This is a genomic window from Paraclostridium sp. MRS3W1 (assembly GCF_032465715.1).
Taxonomy (GTDB): Bacteria; Bacillota; Clostridia; order Peptostreptococcales; family Peptostreptococcaceae; genus Paraclostridium; species Paraclostridium dentum.
Genome location: NZ_JAWDJM010000183.1, coordinates 1 through 18,738 on the forward strand (window position 1 = coordinate 1; position 18,738 = coordinate 18,738).

14 protein-coding genes and 1 other annotated feature are annotated in these 18,738 nt (G+C 27.9%); of the genes, 1 reads left to right on the plus strand and 13 read right to left on the minus strand.

Annotation, left to right across the window (positions count from 1 at the left end):
• Positions 1 to 68: 68 nt before the first annotated feature.
• The 4 genes from leuS to nadD all read right to left on the minus strand — a co-directional run bounded on the left by leuS (position 69) and on the right by nadD (position 4,677).
• Positions 69 to 2,489, minus strand: coding sequence for a leucine--tRNA ligase (leuS, locus tag RWY47_RS15605; RefSeq protein WP_224170453.1), 2,421 nt, complete (start codon positions 2,487 to 2,489; stop codon positions 69 to 71).
• A gap of 169 nt (positions 2,490 to 2,658) precedes the next feature.
• Positions 2,659 to 2,852 (minus strand) — a binding site (T-box leader).
• A gap of 33 nt (positions 2,853 to 2,885) precedes the next feature.
• Positions 2,886 to 3,239 carry a ribosome silencing factor gene (gene rsfS, locus RWY47_RS15610; RefSeq protein ID WP_025162073.1) on the minus strand — a complete coding sequence of 118 codons (354 nt, stop codon included), beginning with the start codon at positions 3,237 to 3,239 and terminating at the stop codon, positions 2,886 to 2,888.
• Positions 3,240 to 3,421: 182 nt separating this feature from the next.
• Positions 3,422 to 3,985 (minus strand): bis(5'-nucleosyl)-tetraphosphatase (symmetrical) YqeK, encoded by a 564-nt coding sequence (yqeK, locus tag RWY47_RS15615; RefSeq protein WP_142730497.1) that lies wholly within the window; start codon positions 3,983 to 3,985, stop codon positions 3,422 to 3,424.
• A 2-nt stretch (positions 3,986 to 3,987) separates the two neighbouring features.
• Positions 3,988 to 4,677, minus strand: a complete 690-nt coding sequence (nadD, locus tag RWY47_RS15620; protein ID WP_021429846.1) for a nicotinate-nucleotide adenylyltransferase — start codon at positions 4,675 to 4,677, stop codon at positions 3,988 to 3,990.
• A 137-nt stretch (positions 4,678 to 4,814) separates the two neighbouring features.
• On the opposite strand from nadD, the gene recX reads away from it, so the two are divergent.
• The gene (recX, locus tag RWY47_RS15625; RefSeq protein ID WP_150886365.1) at positions 4,815 to 5,456 is read left to right on the plus strand and encodes a recombination regulator RecX; all 642 of its coding nucleotides are present in this window, start codon (positions 4,815 to 4,817) and stop codon (positions 5,454 to 5,456) included.
• Between the two features lie 67 nt (positions 5,457 to 5,523).
• On the opposite strand, the gene RWY47_RS15630 is transcribed toward recX, so the two are convergent.
• From RWY47_RS15630 to RWY47_RS15670, 9 genes are all read right to left on the minus strand, one after another.
• Positions 5,524 to 7,467, minus strand: a complete 1,944-nt coding sequence (locus RWY47_RS15630; protein WP_025162076.1) for a KUP/HAK/KT family potassium transporter — start codon at positions 7,465 to 7,467, stop codon at positions 5,524 to 5,526.
• Between the two features lie 144 nt (positions 7,468 to 7,611).
• Positions 7,612 to 9,996 carry an ABC transporter permease gene (locus RWY47_RS15635; protein WP_150886366.1) on the minus strand — a complete coding sequence of 795 codons (2,385 nt, stop codon included), beginning with the start codon at positions 9,994 to 9,996 and terminating at the stop codon, positions 7,612 to 7,614.
• Positions 9,989 to 10,672 carry an ABC transporter ATP-binding protein gene (locus RWY47_RS15640; RefSeq protein ID WP_150842157.1) on the minus strand — a complete coding sequence of 228 codons (684 nt, stop codon included), beginning with the start codon at positions 10,670 to 10,672 and terminating at the stop codon, positions 9,989 to 9,991. The genes RWY47_RS15635 and RWY47_RS15640 overlap by 8 nt, the downstream gene beginning before the upstream one ends.
• A gap of 80 nt (positions 10,673 to 10,752) precedes the next feature.
• Complete coding sequence (locus RWY47_RS15645) at positions 10,753 to 11,994, minus strand: sensor histidine kinase (RefSeq protein WP_224170452.1); 1,242 nt, start codon at positions 11,992 to 11,994, stop codon at positions 10,753 to 10,755.
• Positions 11,991 to 12,683 (minus strand): response regulator transcription factor, encoded by a 693-nt coding sequence (locus tag RWY47_RS15650; protein ID WP_150886368.1) that lies wholly within the window; start codon positions 12,681 to 12,683, stop codon positions 11,991 to 11,993. Before RWY47_RS15650 ends, RWY47_RS15645 begins: the two co-directional genes overlap by 4 nt.
• Positions 12,684 to 12,779: 96 nt before the next feature.
• Positions 12,780 to 14,723 carry a KUP/HAK/KT family potassium transporter gene (locus RWY47_RS15655; protein WP_150886369.1) on the minus strand — a complete coding sequence of 648 codons (1,944 nt, stop codon included), beginning with the start codon at positions 14,721 to 14,723 and terminating at the stop codon, positions 12,780 to 12,782.
• A gap of 173 nt (positions 14,724 to 14,896) precedes the next feature.
• Positions 14,897 to 15,655 (minus strand): MerR family transcriptional regulator, encoded by a 759-nt coding sequence (locus RWY47_RS15660; RefSeq protein WP_150886370.1) that lies wholly within the window; start codon positions 15,653 to 15,655, stop codon positions 14,897 to 14,899.
• Between the two features lie 188 nt (positions 15,656 to 15,843).
• The gene (locus RWY47_RS15665; RefSeq protein WP_025162083.1) at positions 15,844 to 17,109 is read right to left on the minus strand and encodes a cation:proton antiporter; all 1,266 of its coding nucleotides are present in this window, start codon (positions 17,107 to 17,109) and stop codon (positions 15,844 to 15,846) included.
• Positions 17,110 to 17,325: 216 nt separating this feature from the next.
• The gene (locus tag RWY47_RS15670; RefSeq protein ID WP_224170451.1) at positions 17,326 to 18,660 is read right to left on the minus strand and encodes a CoA-disulfide reductase; all 1,335 of its coding nucleotides are present in this window, start codon (positions 18,658 to 18,660) and stop codon (positions 17,326 to 17,328) included.
• Positions 18,661 to 18,738: the final 78 nt, after the last annotated feature.

An 18,738-nucleotide genomic window follows, 5' to 3' on the forward strand; every position in this document is an offset into this window, starting at 1 on the left:
GCTTACTTATGTAAATAAAAAAAGGTCTTTTTAAAAAAGACCTTTTTTTATTCTATATAACTTATTTATTATTTTACAACTATATTAACAAGCTTCTTAGGAACAGCTACTACTTTTACTATTGTTTTTCCTTCTACTAAAGCTTTTATCTTTTCATCATTCATTGCAGCTTCTTGCATATCTTCTCTTGATATATTAGCAGCAACACTTAATTTACCTCTTACTTTACCGTTTATTTGAACTACAACTTCAACTTCATCTTTAACTAAAGCAGATTCATCATATTTTGGCCAAGATATATCAAATATACTTCCTTCTTTGCCTATCATAGTCCATAATTCTTCACCTATATGAGGAGCAAATGGAGCTATTATTGTAACTATAGTTTCTATAGCTTCTTTTATAACTGCATCATTTCTAGTTTCTAACTCTTTATATTTGTACATTTCGTTTATTAATTCCATTAATGCAGATATTGCAGTATTGAAACCAAACTTCTCATTTAAGTCTTCAGTTACTTTCTTTAATGTAGCATTTATAGTGAATCTCATAGCCTTATCTTCTTTAGTTAATTCACCCATAGTAGCATTACATTTAGCTTTATCAGCTAATTCGTCAACTAATCTATAAACTCTATTTAAGAATCTAAAGCATCCTTCAACACCTTGTTCTGACCATTCTAAATCTCTTTCTGGTGGTGCTGCAAATAATACGAATAATCTAGCAGTGTCAGCTCCGTACTCGTCTATTATTTCAAGTGGAGATACAACATTTCCTTTAGACTTACTCATCTTAGTTCCATCTTTTAAAACCATACCTTGAGTTAATAAGTTTTTAAATGGTTCTTTGAAGTCTAACATTCCCATTTCATTAAATGCTTTAACAAAGAATCTTGCGTAAAGTAAATGCATTATAGCATGCTCTACTCCACCTATATATTGATCAACTGGCATCCAATTGTTAACTGCATCTTTACTAAATGGCTCATTAGTATTTTGAGCATCTATATATCTTAAGAAATACCAAGAAGAATCAACAAAAGTATCCATTGTATCTACTTCTCTTCTAGCTGGCTTTCCGCAACATGGGCAAGTAGCATTCATAAACTCTTTTGATGTAGTAAGTGGTGATTCACCTTTACCTGTAAATTCTATATCTGTTGGTAATAATACAGGTAAGTTTTCTTTCTTCTCAGGTACTAATCCACACTCATCACAGTATACTACAGGTATTGGACATCCCCAGTATCTTTGTCTAGAAAGTAACCAGTCTCTTAATCTATAGTTAACTGTTTTCTTTCCTATTCCCATTTCTTCTATTTTTTCTATTATTGCATCAAATGCTTTTGAAGCTTCCATTCCATCAAACTCACCAGAGTTTACCATTAAGTTATCTTCATTTATAACCTCAACTACGTTTAAGTTATATTTAGCTGCAAATTCAGCATCTCTTTCATCATGAGCTGGAACTGCCATAACTGCACCTGTTCCATAGTCAACTAATACATAGTTTGCTATCCATAACTCAACTTTTTGTCCGTTTAATGGATTTATAACATGTTTACCTATGAACATTCCTTCTTTTTCTAAGTCGCTTGAAGTTCTTTCTATTTCAGTCATAGTGTACATTTTAGTTATAAACTTTTCTACAGCTTCTTCATACTCAGTCCCAGCAACTAATTCTTTAACTAAATCATGCTCTGGAGCTAAAACCATATAAGAAACTCCGTGTACTGTATCTGGTCTAGTTGTAAATACTGTTACTGATTTATCACTTCCATCTATATCGAAAGTTATTTCAGCTCCAGTACTTTTTCCTATCCAGTTTCTTTGCATTGTTTTAACTTTTTCTGGCCATCCATCTAAAGTATCTAAATCTTGAAGTAACTCTTCTGCAAAGTGAGTAGTTTTAAAATACCATTGTTCTAAGTCTTTTTTAACTACTACTGAATCACATCTTTCACAAGCTCCTTGAACAACTTGCTCATTAGCTAAAACTGTTTCACAAGATGTACACCAGTTAACAAAAGATTTTTTCTTGTATGCTAATCCATGCTCTAAGAACTTTAAGAATATTTCTTGAGTAAACTTGTAGTACTCTGGAGTAGATGTTGCTATTTCTCTATCCCAATCATAGCTAAGTCCTAATAATTTTAATTGACCCTTCATGTCTTCTATGTTTTCCATAGTCCACTTATGAGGATGTATTCCATGTTTTATAGCCGCATTTTCAGCTGGAAGTCCGAATGAATCCCATCCCATTGGATGAAGAACATTGTAACCTTGCATCTTTTTAAATCTAGCTATAACATCACCTATAGAGTAGTTTCTAACGTGCCCCATGTGTATTTTACCTGATGGGTATGGTAACATTTCTAATGTGTAGTATTTCGGTTTTGTTGTATCATTAGTATCAGTTTTGTATTGATCATTTTGATCCCAAGTTTTTTGCCATTTAGCTTCAACTTCATTTGGTTTATAAACGTTCATTTTTTTACCTCCTATTTTTGTTGTTTCGCGAAAGCTCGCTCGTTGTTAGGTCAATCATTTCCTTAGCATGAAGTCCTTCGGACTTTAAATGCTTCCTCAATGATTAATCTAACAATTTCGCTATACATTTTCACGTATAAAAAAATCCCCGTCACTAAACAAATTAATGTTTAGGGACGAGGATATTACTCGCGGTACCACCCTAATTGATTATTTTTAAAAAATAATCCTCTCGTACTAGTCTTTATACCAACTACGGTTAAATAGATTGTATCTAGCAAGTTCAAATCAATTTAATACTAGTTCACACCATCCACTAGCTCTCTGAAATCTAAATTTAATTTTACTACTCTAGTCTATTTTAATTTTTAATTATATCTTATTATTATATAATTATTAAGCTAATGTGTCAACATCAACATATGGAGCATCTTTCCACATTTTCTCTAGGTTATAGTATGCTCTATTTTCTTCATTAAATACGTGAACCATTATATCTCCAAAGTCTAATAGTATCCACTCTTGTGTTTCGTATCCTTCTTTACCTCTTGATTCTATACCTAACTTAGTAAGTTCATCTTCTACATTATCAGCTATAGCTTTTACTTGTCTTTGAGATCCTGCTGTAGCTATTACGAAGTAATCACATAAACTTGATACTTCTCCTACTTTTATTATAGATATATCTTTACCTAGTTTATCATCAATAGCATCATATATAACTTTAACCATTTGTTCTACTGTCGTCATATTAAATTCCTACCTTCCTTATTTTTTGCGTTTTTATATTATACCACAAAAAACTAACTTCATAATACTAAATTTATATTCTTAGTGTTGACCTGTTATCGCTATTATTTACACTTCTTCAATTTATTAATTCTATATTATTATTAATTTATACTTATTGTGATTTATTTTATAAAAATTATTTATTTTTCTAAAATAAAATTTCTAGCTTCTATTGTTCTAGGATGTATTATTTGTTTTCTATCTATTACTAACTTTATAGTATTATCGAAAGATTGTAATAATGCCTTATCCATTTGCCCATTATAAGCTAACTCTCTTAGTTCTTCTACTCCAGGATAATTTCTATTTTCTTCAATTATATCCGCTATGTATATAATTTTTTCTAGCATGTCCATATTGGATCTTCCTGTAGTATGATACCTAACAGCAGTTACTATATCTAAATCGTCTACAAAAAATTCATGTCTAACTAAAACTGATCCTATTATACTATGAGACAATGCTAAGTTTTCTTTTTCATAATCATCTAAGTATATTTCATATTTTTTTACATAATGCTCAACTTGTTCTTGGCTTAAATACTTTGCACAATCATGAAGTATACCTGCTAGGTATGCCTTTTCTTCATCATATCCATATATCTTACTTAACTTTACTGCGCACTTAGCAACACCTTCAGAATGTAACATTCTATTTTTAGGTAGCATTTCATTTAATTTAATTATTAAATTTTGCGAATCCAAAATTATTCAACTCCATTTGTATATATTTTTTTTTCATAAATATAAGATTCCACACATTCAGGTATTAAATATTTAATAGATTTACCATTTTTTATATGGTTCCTTATATAAGTTGACGATATATCCAGCGAAGGAACATTTACTGACCTTATATTAGCATCATATCTAGATTTTAATCTTTCTATTTTCATTTTAGCTTCATTAGAATTTATTCCGGGTCTATTTGCTGCTATAAAAGTTGCTAATTCAAAATTTTCCCCAACATTTTTCCAACTTTCCATATCGCAAATAGTATCAGCTCCAGTTATAAAGTATATATTAGCATTTGGATAAATTTTATGTAATTCTTTTAAAGTATCTATTGTATAAGTTCTAGTATTTCTATTTATCTCCATATCCGAAACAACAAAATCATCATTATTCATTGTAGCCAATAAAACCATATTATATCTATCTTTTTTATCCGTTCTTAATTTTGATTTATGAGGTGGGTTACCAGTTGGTATAAAAAGTATTTTATCAAGATTGTAAGTTTCTCTTACATATTCTGCTGTTGCTAAATGTGCATAATGTATAGGGTCAAAAGTTCCTCCCATTATACCTATATTTACATTCTCATTTCCCATTTTATGAAAATTTGACTTTAGGTTGTTAAAATTTTTCGCCTTTAATACTAATTCATCAATTCTCATTAAAAATCTCCTTTTGTCCTTTATACTTTTATTGTATCATTAATTTTAGCTTCTTTGATACAATTATTCTATATTTTACGGTATAATTTTGTACATGATTAAAATGCATTAAGTTAAGTTTTTTTAAGGAGGTAGTTATGTCTATAATAACAAAAATAGAAGCTCAGAAAAAAAATGAAGATAGAGTCAACATATATTTAAATGAACAGTTTTTTATGGGAATTTACAAAGAACTAGTTTTTACGTTAAACTTAAAAAAAGGAATGGAAATCGATGAAAATGTATTAAAAGGTTTACTACATGATGAAATGTATATAAAAGCTAAAAACAAGGCTTTATCAATACTTTCTAAAGCCCCCCAATCAGAAAAGAATATAATAAGCAAATTATCAAATGACTTTGATGGGGATATTATAGATGAAGTTCTAGTCTTTTTAAGAAAGTATAATTTCGTAAACGATGAAGATCTTGCTCAGAGAATAACAAATACAAACTTAAAAGTTAATAAGTGTGGTAAAAATAGAATAAAGCAAAACTTATATAATAAAGGCATTGATAGAAATACGATAGATTCTGTTATGTCTGATATAGATAGTGATGTAGAGTTTGAAAATGCAATGCATTTAGCTAAAAAAAGATACGAACGTGTGAAAAATGAAGATAGGAATAAAATATATCAAAAAATTTCTCAACACTTAGCTTATAAAGGATTTAGTTATGACATTATAAAAAGGGTTTTAAATAAACTTCTCAATTATGATGAGTCAGATTATTGTTAAATAAATTAGGGAGTCTTCAAAATAATTACATTTTGAAGACTCCCTAAATTTTTAATACTTATATATTCTAATTTACTCGTTTAAGTTTAATTTTTTTAATCCTACCTATAGTTATAGGTACTTTTTCTACTTCAACAATACTTGTATCTATACCGAACCATTTTTCAGGAGATACAGTGATTTTCTTTATAAATATTTTAAAACTCATTATTAAATTATCCCAATTTGATAATTGACTTTCCTTAGAAATTACTTCTTCTAAAATTATAAATTTGAAATCACCTACATTTTTATCTTCATCATTATTTATCATATAATCTTTAACATCAAATGATAGTTCTCCTGAAGCAATTAAATCCTGTATTACTTCACGTAAAAATACATTTACTCTCTGCTCAACTCTAAATCCTACTTCAAACTCTATACTAAATATCTGGTTTGGTTGTATTGTATGAACCCTATAATTCATTGTGTACGGCTCATCTGTTACCTTTACATGTAAGAACCAATAGTATCTTGAACGTTTTGGCCTCTTATTAAATATCGAATGTAGGATTTTATTCTCTACATAATTTCTATTTTGAGACTGAGTTAGATATACTGTATGAGTTGAATATATAGGTATATCTGTATCTTTCTTTATTGCATCAAATTTATCTAAATGATCAAGTATTTTACTAAATCTATTGTGCTTTCTTTTTATAGTTGATCCATGAATCCACACATACATAATAAGTATTATAATTAACCCTATTATTAATGTTATATATCCACCTTTGAAGAATTTCGATAAGTTGGCAAATAAGAAACTTATTTCTATTCCTCCAAATACAACTAAAACAAACAAACTTAATACACGTCTTTTTTTATTATATTTTTCATATTGAGATAGTAATATAGTTGTCATCAACATAGTAACTGTTATCGCAAGTCCATATGCAGCTTCCATATGTTCTGACTTTTTAAAATGTAAAACTAGTAATATACATCCTATCCCTATTAAATAATTTACTGAAGGTATATATATTTGACCCTTTTCTTCATTTGGATATCTAACACTAAGCCTTGGAAATAAATTCAATTTTATAGCTTCCGATATTAGTGTAAATGCTCCTGTTATAAGTGCTTGGCTAGCTATAATAGCTGCTAGTGTAGCTATTATTACTCCTGGTATAATAAACCAACTTGGCATTATTAAGAAAAATGGATTATCTTTAACTACATTTCCATTATTTAAAATAAGCCATGCTCCTTGACCTAAATAATTTAACACTAAACATATTTTTGCAAAAACCCAACTATAATAAATGTTTTTTCTTCCACAATGACCTAAATCCGAATAAAGGGCTTCTGCTCCTGTTGTACATAAGAAAACAGCTCCTAATATATAGGTTATACTAGGACTATTAATCAATAGTTTTATCCCATAGTATGGATTTATTGCTTTTACTATTTGCGGATATTTTATAATTTGCGATATACCTAATAGCGCTAGCATTAAAAACCAAGTAAACATCACAGGCCCAAACAACTTTCCAATCTTATTGGTTCCAAACTTTTGGAATGAAAATAAAAATGCCAATATACAAATAACTATTATTACTATTGTATCAGTATTTAACTTATATATTAAATTTAAACCTTCAATAGCTGAAGTTACCGTCATAGCTGGTGTAATCATTCCATCAGCCAAGAGAGCTGCTCCCCCTATAACAGCAGGAACAACTAGCCACTTAGCTCTTTTTCTAACTAATGTGTATAGTGAAAATATACCACCCTCACCATTATTGTCTGCTTTAAGAGTTAAAACAACATACTTTATTGTTGTTTGTAAAGTTAATGTCCAAAATACTAAAGATACTCCACCTAATACTAATTCCTCAGAAATATATCCTCCGTTAGTCCCTAGTATAGCTTTCATAACATATAGCGGAGATGTTCCTATATCTCCATATACAATACCCAATGCTATTAACAATGATGCTATACTTATCTTCTTCCTGGTGCTCATAAATATTATTCCTTCCTTCACTTTAGATAATTATAGTTCCAAGCAACTATATTGTATGTATATTAGTATTTATTTTTATATAAGTCTAGCAATTTAACTATTACTTAACATATTTAACATAATTAACATAAAATATTTTTTGTTTTATTCGTTGTATCTAACCCTATCAATTAAAGATTCTTTATTAAAATTCTTACTTATTATATAAGTTAATGTTAACTGTGCAATTACTATACATAAAACCATAATTAAAATAGGAATAAGCGGGAATGTGTACGATGCATAAGAAGCTCCAGTCTTTCTAAAAACATAAACAGCAATATATCCTAACCCGCTTCCTAATGTTAAGGAACTTAAAAGCATAGTCCCTGTGTAAAACATAGCTTCAATATTTAACATTTTTATAAGTTGTTTATCTGTTAAACCTATAGCTTGTAACATTCCTAATTCTTTTTTTCTAGTTATTATGCTAGTTATCATAGAGTTTATTAAATTCATAAAGCCTATAACCCCTATTATTATAACTAAACTATATCCTACAGCTTTAGTCATTTTTATAGATAATTCGTTTAATTCTATATCATCATCTATATATCTAGCATCTATATATTCATTTGACTTATCTAAGTTTTTAATAAATTCTTTTACTTCATCATAACTATCTTCAGCAATATGTATACCTAAAGTGTTAGTTGTGTCTGTTTTAAATAAATTTTTAAATACATCATTGTGAATTAAAAAAACACCTGGAGCTGATGTTATAGCTTGAATTTTAAATGTTTTATTAAACTTATCGTTTCCATCATATAATGTTAAAGTTATTGTATCTCCTGCTTTTATACCAAACTCTTTTGCTAGTTCTGGATATGCGAAAAGTATCTCATCTCCACTTTTCAACTTTTCAATATCTATTTTTCCATCTTCAAGATAAAATTCTAAATCCTCTAAATCTTTCTCATCTATTCCCGATAACTGCTCATATTTATACTCATTTCCTAAATTATTAACTTCTACTTTAGTGGTATTTATGCTTTCTAAACTCACAACACCATCCATATTTAAGAGTTCACCTCTAAAATCTTTACCTAGTGGATTTTTAGTTTGTAAAATATTAAATTCAGTGTTTGGACTATCTTCTTCTCCAAAAGTATATCCTGATAAGTTTATACTTATATCATATGAAAAATGATCTCTTGCCATTTTTTCAGCATTTATACTATTTAAAACACTCGCCATAACTACAAATATTATTCCACTTAATGAAAGTGATATTATAGTTACATAAGTACGCTTTTTATTTCTTTTTAAATTTGCATTCGAAAGTCTTTTTATATTTATATATTTATATCCTTTTCTAGTTTTAGATTTTGTTTTTATATCACCACTATATCTTACAGCATCAATAATAGATACTTTTGATGCAACCTTCATAGGCTTTAACAAAGATATAAACACTGTTAAGAAACTTACACCCATAACACCTATTATTATTGGAAGTTTTTGTACATCTGCTCCATTAAAAAATACTTTTGTTAATACAAATTTATTTATTGCATATCCTAATGCAATTCCTAGTGGTACAGCTATTGTAGATAAAAATATCCCTTCTTTTAAAACAATTGCTTTTATTTGTTTTTTAGTAGCTCCTATAGCTCTAAGTTTTCCAAACTCCTGAACTTTACTTGTTATTGATAGATAAAATATATTGTAAATTACTAATATGCTAGATAATATAACTATTATTGATATTGTAGCTCCCCACATTATAACTTGAGTATCTGGCTTTAAGGTATTTATATAATCTTCATTTACATTTATGCTACCCTTTGGTATATCTAAGTCTTTACCTATTTTTTCTACTTTTGATATAAGTTCTTCCCCAGATAATTTATTTTCACCTTTTATAGTTATAAATACATTTGAAATTTCTTTATCCATATCTCTAGTTGATTCCATATAATCTTTCGATACTATGCCAGCATAAGATTTTTTAAGTTTAGAAATTTCATTTACTTTTGTAATTCCAGTTAATATGAACTCTGATTTAGTAGTACCCTTTTTTGCAAAATCTTCATATTCTAAATTAATCTTTTGACCTAATTTTTTTTCATATCCCATTTTCTCTAAAGCTAAATCATCTAAAACAATTTCATTTTTTTTAGTTGGAAGTTTTCCATCTATAAAATTTTTACTACTAAATTCTATAGCATTATTATCTATATATCCTATACCTATTTTAGTCTCATCTTCATAATCCTTACTTCCTATGCTATTTATAATTCCAATTTTTTCAATTTGAGAATGAGCTTTAATTTGTTTTAGTTTTTGCTCATCTATCTTTCTGTAAACTCCATGTTGAGTTCCTGAGTACTTCCTAACATTTTCTTTACTTAAAAAATTCCAATCTGCACAAGTCAATCCAACAGCAGTTAAAAGTGTAGTTGCTAGAATTATAGTAATAATAATTAGTGTAGATTTTGACTTATTTTGTTTTAAATTACTTTTTGCTATCTTAGTAGTGTTAATCATTTATAACACCACCTTTTAAGACCTTTCCATCTTCAATATATATAACCCTATCTGCCATTTGTGCTATAGTTTCATCATGAGTTATCATAACTAATGTCTGATTATATTTTTTTATCATAGATTTTAGCAAACTCATTACCTCATCTGATGTTTTTGAGTCTAAGTTTCCAGTTGGTTCATCAGCTAATATTATAGATGGTCTAGTTGCTAATGCACGAGCTATAGCAACTCTTTGTTGTTGACCTCCTGATAAAGTATTTGGAAGTGACTCTTTTTTATCACTTAACCCTAAAGCCTTTATTATATCATTTATAAATTCTTCATCTACAGTTTTGTTGTCAAGCCCTATAGGAAGTACTATATTTTCCCAAACATTTAGCGATGGTATTAAGTTATAATATTGGAATATAAATCCTATTTTTCTTCTTCTAAAAATAGCTAAAGATTCGTCCTTTAATGAAAATATATCCTTACCATCTATAAATACTTTTCCATCTGTCGGTCTATCTAGCCCGCCTATCATATGTAATAGTGTACTTTTCCCTGAACCTGATTTTCCTACTATAGCTACAAATTCCCCTTCAATTATTTCTATGTTATTGTCATCAATTGCTTTTACTAAGTTTTCTCCATTTCCATAATATTTTTTCAAGCCCCTAGTTTTTAATATACTCATATAATTTACTCCTTCTCTTTTTCTTACTTTTTATACTTTAATATTAAGCTTTAAGTCTTACATAACACTTTCATAAAGTCTTACACTTTCGTAAGAAACAAAGAAAATTTACTACCTTCACCTTTTTGAGATGATACAATTATATTTCCACCTTGGCTTTCAAGTATTTTTCTGCTTAAATAAAGTCCAACCCCTGAACCTTCTAACTCTTGAACTTTTTCACTTCTATAAAATCTTTTAAAAATATTATTAAATTCATTTTTATCAATTCCAATTCCATTATCTTTTATATCAATCCTCATAAAATTTATAGCATCTTGAACATATATATCTATTTTCCCTTTTAAGTTAGTATATTTAACTGCATTATCTAAAATATTAAATATACATTCTTCTGTCCACTTAGAATCATGAGGTACTATTTTATCATCAAAATTATTTAAATTTATAGATATACATTTATTAATAGCTTTTGGCTTTACACTTTCTATAGCCTTAATAATTGTGGATTTTATGTTTTTATTTTCTTTTTTTATACTTATCATACTTGTTTCTAATCTTGATATGTTTACTAAAGACTCAATAAGACTGTGCAATTTATTTATAGACATACTACTTGTTTTCAAAAACTCAGTTCTATCTTCCTCATCTAAATCTTCTTCTAATAACAATGAATTATATAATTTCAAAGACGCTAATGGAGTTTTAAGTTGATGTGATATATCAGTTACTAGCTCTTTTATATTTTCTTTTTCTTTATCTAAATCTTTAATTTTAATATTTATACTTTTTGATAATTTATTTAAATCTGAATGAATTATATTGAATATACCTTCTTCTTTAAAATCATCTTTTATATTGTATTTCCCATGAATTATACATTCTACATTTTTACTTACTTTATCTAATTTATTAAATACATATTTCATCAAATTGCACATTATTAACATTATTAATATTATGATTCCTACAAAAACAATTAAATTATTTACCAGGAAATACTTTATATGTTGTTGAAAATTTATATTTTCTATCATTTTATAATTTTTATCATATCCATATTTCTCCAGCACCTTTTCGCCTAAATCACTGTAGTCTTTATCATTAATATATATACTATTTACTATGTCTGCCTCAAGCTCTGGGTGTTCACTTACTATAGACCCCACAATTTTTTTATTTATATTTAATTGTTCTAAATATATGTTTTTTAAATTGTTATATTGATTCATGCTAAATATAAATAAAATCGTTATTAATCCTATCCCCATATATATAGATATACGCTTCACAATTGGCTCTCTTCTTAATAAATCTATCATTTTTTGATACACCTCTTTTCAAAAATGTATCCAATCCCTCTTATATTTTTTATAAATTTAGGAGTAGATGGGTTATCTTCGACCTTTTGTCTAAGTCTTCTTATATTCACCGCTACAGTATTTTCATCTACATAATTTCCATCAATATCCCATAAAGCTTCCATCAATTGTTCTTTAGTTATAGTTTGACATGAATTTTCCATTAAATACTTAAGTAACTTACTTTCATTTTTACTAAGAATTATTTCATTTTCTTCTTTTGTAAGCTTGCTATCTACATAGTTAAAAGTTATACCATCACAACTTATGCATGTTTCATTGCTAGAGTTTCCAATTCTCTTCATAATTGCATTTACTTTAGATATTAAAATAATTAAACTAAATGGTTTTGTAATGTAATCATCTGCTCCAACATCATACCCCGTAACTATATCAACTTCTTGATCTAATGCAGTTAGCATTATTATATGAACACCACTTATAGTTCTTATATATTCACAAAACTCAAACCCATCTCCATCGGGAAGTCCAATATCAGATATAATCAAATCAATTTTCTCATTTAAAAATATATCTTTAGCTTCTTTTATACTAAATGTTGTAAATACCTTATATCCTTCTCTTTTTAATTTAAAACTTATTCCCCTATTTAAAGACCTATCATCCTCTAATAATAAAATATATCCCATAAAACGCTCCTTTATATTATCCTTTTACATATATTTTACTATGAAATCATTACAAACAAAAAGAAGTTATCTAAAAATAGATAACTTCTTTTTCTATTAACGAACTCTTTTCAATTCAACTTTATTTCTATGACCTATAGTTATAGGTACTTTCTCAACTTCTACTATACTTGTATCTATTCCAAACCATTTTGATGGTGAAACTGTTACTCTTTTTATAATCACTTTAAAACTCATTATAAGATTATCCCATTTTGAAAGATTACTTTCATTAGATAATGCTTCTTCAATTAATACAAATTTAAAATCTCCTACATTTTTATCTTGTCTATTATCCAACATATATTCTTTAGGTGTAAATTCTAATTCTCCTGTTGATATTAAATTTTGTATAACTTCTCTTAAAAAGACATTTATTCTTTGGCTAACTCTAAACCCAAGTTGAAATTCTATACTGAATATTTTATTTGGCTTTATTGTAAATACTTTATAGTTCATTGTGTATGGCTCATCAGTCACTTTAACATGGATAAACCAATAATACTTAGAACGTTTTGGTCTCTTATTAAATATAGAATGTAGTATTTTATTTTCCACATATTTTCTATTTTGTGATTGAGTCAAATAAACTGTATGTGTTGCATAAATAGGTAACTCTACATCTTTATCTATAGCTTCAAATTTATCTAAATGATCAGAAATTTTACTATACTGACTATATTTTTGTTTTATATGAGTTCCATGTATCCAAGTATACATTACGAATATTATTATCAATCCTATACATAATGTTATATATCCACCTCTAAAGAACTTAAATAAATTCGCATATAAAAAGCTCAGTTCAATACATCCAAATACTATTAATACTACGATGCTTAACTTTGGTTTTCTTCTATTGTATCTTTGGTACTGTGATAATAGTATTGTTGTCATTAACATAGTTACTGTAATTGCAAGCCCATATGCAGCTTCCATATTTTCCGATTTTTTAAAATACAATACTAATAATATACAGCCTATACCTAATATATAGTTTATTGCAGGTATATATATTTGCCCTTTTTCTTCATTTGGATATCTAACTCTTAATCTTGGGAATAAATTTAATTTTATAGCCTCTGATATTAAAGTAAATGATCCTGAAATCAATGCTTGACTAGCTATTATTGCTGCTAATGTAGCAATTATAACCCCAGGGATAATAAAACTTTGTGGCATTATTAAGAAAAATGGGTTTTGACTTATTCGTTCTCCATTTCTAGAAATTAACCAAGCTCCTTGCCCTAAGTAATTAAGAACTAAGCATAATTTTACAAAGGTCCATGTATAATATATATTTTTTCTTCCACAATGCCCTAAATCTGAATAAAGTGCTTCTGCTCCTGTTGTGCAAAGAAAAACAGCTCCTAAAATATATGTGCTTTTAGGACTTTCAATTAATAGATTTATAGCATAATAAGGGTTTAATGCCTTAACTATATAAGGATTTTGTACTATTTGACTAACTCCAAGTATAGCTAACATACTAAACCAAATGAACATCATCGGTCCAAACAACTTACCAATTTTAGCTGTTCCAAATTTTTGGAATGAAAATAAAAATATTAAAATAAATATGACTGTAATAACTACAGTCTTTGTACTTAACGTCCATATTAAGTTCAACCCTTCAATAGCTGAGGTAACTGTAACAGGAGGTGTAATCATACCATCTGCTAAAAGTGCTGCTCCACCTATAACAGCTGGAATAATCAACCATTTAGCTCTTTTTCTAACTAGCGTATATAAAGAAAATATGCCGCCCTCTCCATTATTATCTGCTTTAAGGGTCAATATAACATACTTTATAGTTGTTTGAAGGGTTAAAGTCCAAAAAACAAGCGATACCCCACCTAATACTAATTCATTAGAGATGTACCCACCATTAGTAGCCAATATAGCTTTCATAACATATAATGGCGATGTTCCTATATCTCCATATACAATTCCTAAAGCTACTAAAAGTGATGCTATACTAACCTTTTTACTGCTGCTCATATCGAGATTCCTTTCCTAAATAAGTAATTAATAATTTGAACATATTATATTCTCATTGTCATTTATTGTCTATCTCTATATAAAGCTATTTATTAATAACTTATTAGCAAATGCAGCAGTATTTTCTTAAATTACATATCTTCCTTATATTTTCCTATATAATTCTCACGTTTTTATTTGTGATTATCACAGTATACATTAATTCCATCACTTAAGAATTGAGCTAATCCTGATTTATACTTATCTATATTTTTTGTAAATCTCTCATCTGCTACATACATTATGCCTAAGCCTCTAAATATTTCTATAGTACAGTCATAAAAATTTTCACTTATATGATTTCTCCATTTTCCAATCACAATTTGCACTTCTTCATCTGCAGGAGATTTATCCATCAATTGTGCCAATTCTTCATAAATTTTATTAGCTTCATCGCTTATTTTCTTCCAATCGTTTTCGCCATATGAACTAGTTTTTTGTTTACATTCACTATAAGCATCACTATCCCCATACTTTCTCTTTGTTTCATCTTTATATTTTTCCTCGTGCTGTTTAATTTTTTCATAATCAAATACCTTAAAATCTTTTTTACTCATACTCTTATTTCCTCCTAAATCATTTATTTGTTCATCAATAGATTGAATTATATTGTTTAACCTATTTCTTTTTTCTAATATCAATTCTTTTTGAAATGATAAAACTTCTTTCTTATTTAAATTTTTATCATCTAAAATTTTTTTAATTTCATTCAATGGAAAATCCAATTCTTTAAGTGTTAAGATTTGATATAATCTTTTTATATCTTGATCGCTATATAGCCTATAATTCTTTTCAGTTTTCTTACTAGGAATTAAAACTCCAATTTTATCATAATGGTGAAGCATCCTAATACTTACTCCACTTAGTTTCGAAACTTCATTTACTTTGTACATATTTACCTCCTTAAAAATATATTAAGGTATTACATAGTGTTAGAGTCAATAATAATTTTAACCTATTTTTTACTTTCACAAAAACATTAGTATTATTATACTCCATAAGTTATCCTCAAATATTAGTTAAGTATAATTTCTTTAAGCGTAAAAAATAGGATGTCTAAAAATACATCCTAACTTGATTTTTATGCAGCTTTTTCTTGCTTTAAGTTCTCTTCATCAAACTCTAATACATCTAACTTTTTAGCTACTAGCTTAGTGGTACTAGCTTGAACTATTAAAGTTATTAGTATTGTCATAAATACTATCGAAGATATTATCTCGTATCCTGGAACTTTCATCGATACAACTATACCAGATAATGCAGCTGGTATAACTCCAGTTTCTCTAACCCACATCATAAATAATTTATCGTTTATTTTCCATTTAGCTTTAATATCAAACACTGTACAAATTAATACTACTAGTGGTCTTGCAATAAACATTAAAACTAATACTACTATTAAAGAAGGTAACCAATATTGAGCTAGTGCTCCTAAATCAACATGTGTACCTAATACCACAAATATTGACATACGACATAAAGATGCTACACTCTCTCTAAAGTGATGTTCAGATTGGAAAGATTCCTCAGGAACCCATAATCCAAATAATTTTTTATTTCCAGCTATAAGTCCAACTATAAATACCGCCATATATCCACTTCCATGTAAATATGTTGCTATTTCATAAGCTAATATAACTTTAAGTATAGATATTATAGGTGCGTATGAATGGAATATTCCCCATTTATTATCACATATAAGAACTGAGAATACATATCCAATAATAATTCCCACTATAACTCCTACAACAACTGCTACTAATAGCTCTTTTACACTTTCTCCTGCTGAAAAACTTCCTGATGTAACTATCGCAAGAAGTGTGCTTACTATTATAGCTCCTACTGCATCGTTAAATGCCGACTCACTTACTACTGTTTGCTTTATTTTATCTTTTATAGTAACTTGCTTAAATACTGGTATAAGTGCTGCAGGGTCTGTTGATGCTATTATTCCTCCTACAAGTAAAGATGTCATTATTGGAAGTCCAAAAATTTTATTAGTAGCAAATCCTACTACTATAGTTGATATTACAACTCCTAATGTTGCTAATAGTCCTACACTAACCTTTACTTTATTTAAAACTTTTAAGTTAACTTCTCGGCCACCTTCATAAAGAATAAATGCTGATCCAAAAGTTAATATAAGATTATTTTCTATAGGAAATGAATCTACACTTATTAAGTTTAAAACTGCTGGCCCTATTATGATTCCTGCTATTAAATATAGTATTACATCTGGTAATTTAAGCTTTTCACTTAATTTACCTAATATAACTCCTATTACAACTATTGCTGAAAATATTATTAATAAATTATTGGTAGCAATAGCTTCTACTGTATTTTCCATATATATAACCTCCATCTATAATATAAATTAATTTATCTTATCAATTCCAAGTATTATTTTACTATTGCTTTTATCATAAGTAAAATAAATATTATGAGTGGTTATTATTTATATTTTTAATTATTATTTGAAACTTTCTATTAAATTTCTTTTCCTTAAACGCAAAAAACTGATAGTAATACTTTAATAAGTATTACTATCAGTTTTATATTTTAATTATTTAGATACATTACCTGCTACATTAAGTATATCCCATGTTCTTGCAAATGGTGGTGCATAACATAAATCTAGCATACCTAATTGGCTAGTTGTTAATTTTCCAAATATAGATGCAGCTATTACATTACATCTTTGAACAGCATCTTTATATCCTGCAACTTGTCCTCCTAATATAACTTTTGTATCAGCATCATATACAAGCTTTACATACATTTTATTTCTTCCTGGATAATAATTAGTTTGGTTAAAGTCTGATATAAACTTAGATTTAACCTTTATTCCTAACTTTTCTGCTTGTACTTCTGTTAATCCTGTACATGCAGCTTCCATATCCATAATTTTTATACAACTAGATCCTAAAGACCCTTGGAAACTATTATTAGCTCCAGCTAAATTTTCTCCAACTATTCTTCCTAGTTTATTAGCACCTGTTGCAAGCGGAACATATGAATCTTGTCCTGTTACTATATTTTTTATAGTTGCACAATCCCCCGCTGCATATATGTCTTCTACTGAAGTTTTTCCAAACTCATCAACAATAATTGCTCCATTTGGTAGCAGATTAACTTTACTATCTTTTAAAAATGCTGTGTTCGGTCTTACTCCAGTTGCTATTATAACTAAATCTGCATCATATTCACCTTTATTTGTTATAACCTTTTTAACTTTTTCTTCTCCAACTAACTCACTAACTATTTCCTGTAATCTTAAATCAACATTATGATTTTTAATTTCTTCTTCTAATATATCAGTAAGTTCTTTGTCAAATACTTGAGGTAAAATTCTATCTTCTAGTTGGAATACAGTTACTTCTTTCCCTAATTTTTTAGCTGCTTCAACTGCTTCAAGACCTATAAATCCTGCACCAATTATAGCAACTTTTTTTATTTCATCTCTATTCATTAGTTCTTTAACTTTTATACCATCATCTAAACTCTTTAATGTTGACACATTTTCAAGTTTAACATTTTTTATAGGAGGTATTATGCTACTAGCCCCTGTTGCTATCATTAATTTATCATATGAATCTTCAAATATTTCTCCATTTTTTACATCTTGAACTTTTAATTTTTTTGAATCAGTATCAATTGAAGTTACTTCATGGAATATTTTTAAGTCTATTCCACTTTCAACAAACTTTTCAGGCGCTCTTGCTATCATATTTTGAGGATCATCGAAGAAGCCACCAACAAAATATGGAAGTCCACATGCTCCAAATGATACAACATCTGTTTTTTCATATACAACTACTTCATAATCAGGTTTCATTCTTTTTAATTTTGCAGCAGCACTCATTCCAGCTGCTACTCCACCAATAATTACAACTCTCATCTCTTTTCTCCTTAAAAAATAATGTATTTTAAATAAATTTCTTAATTTATTATATCTAGTTTTAAATTATAATATAGC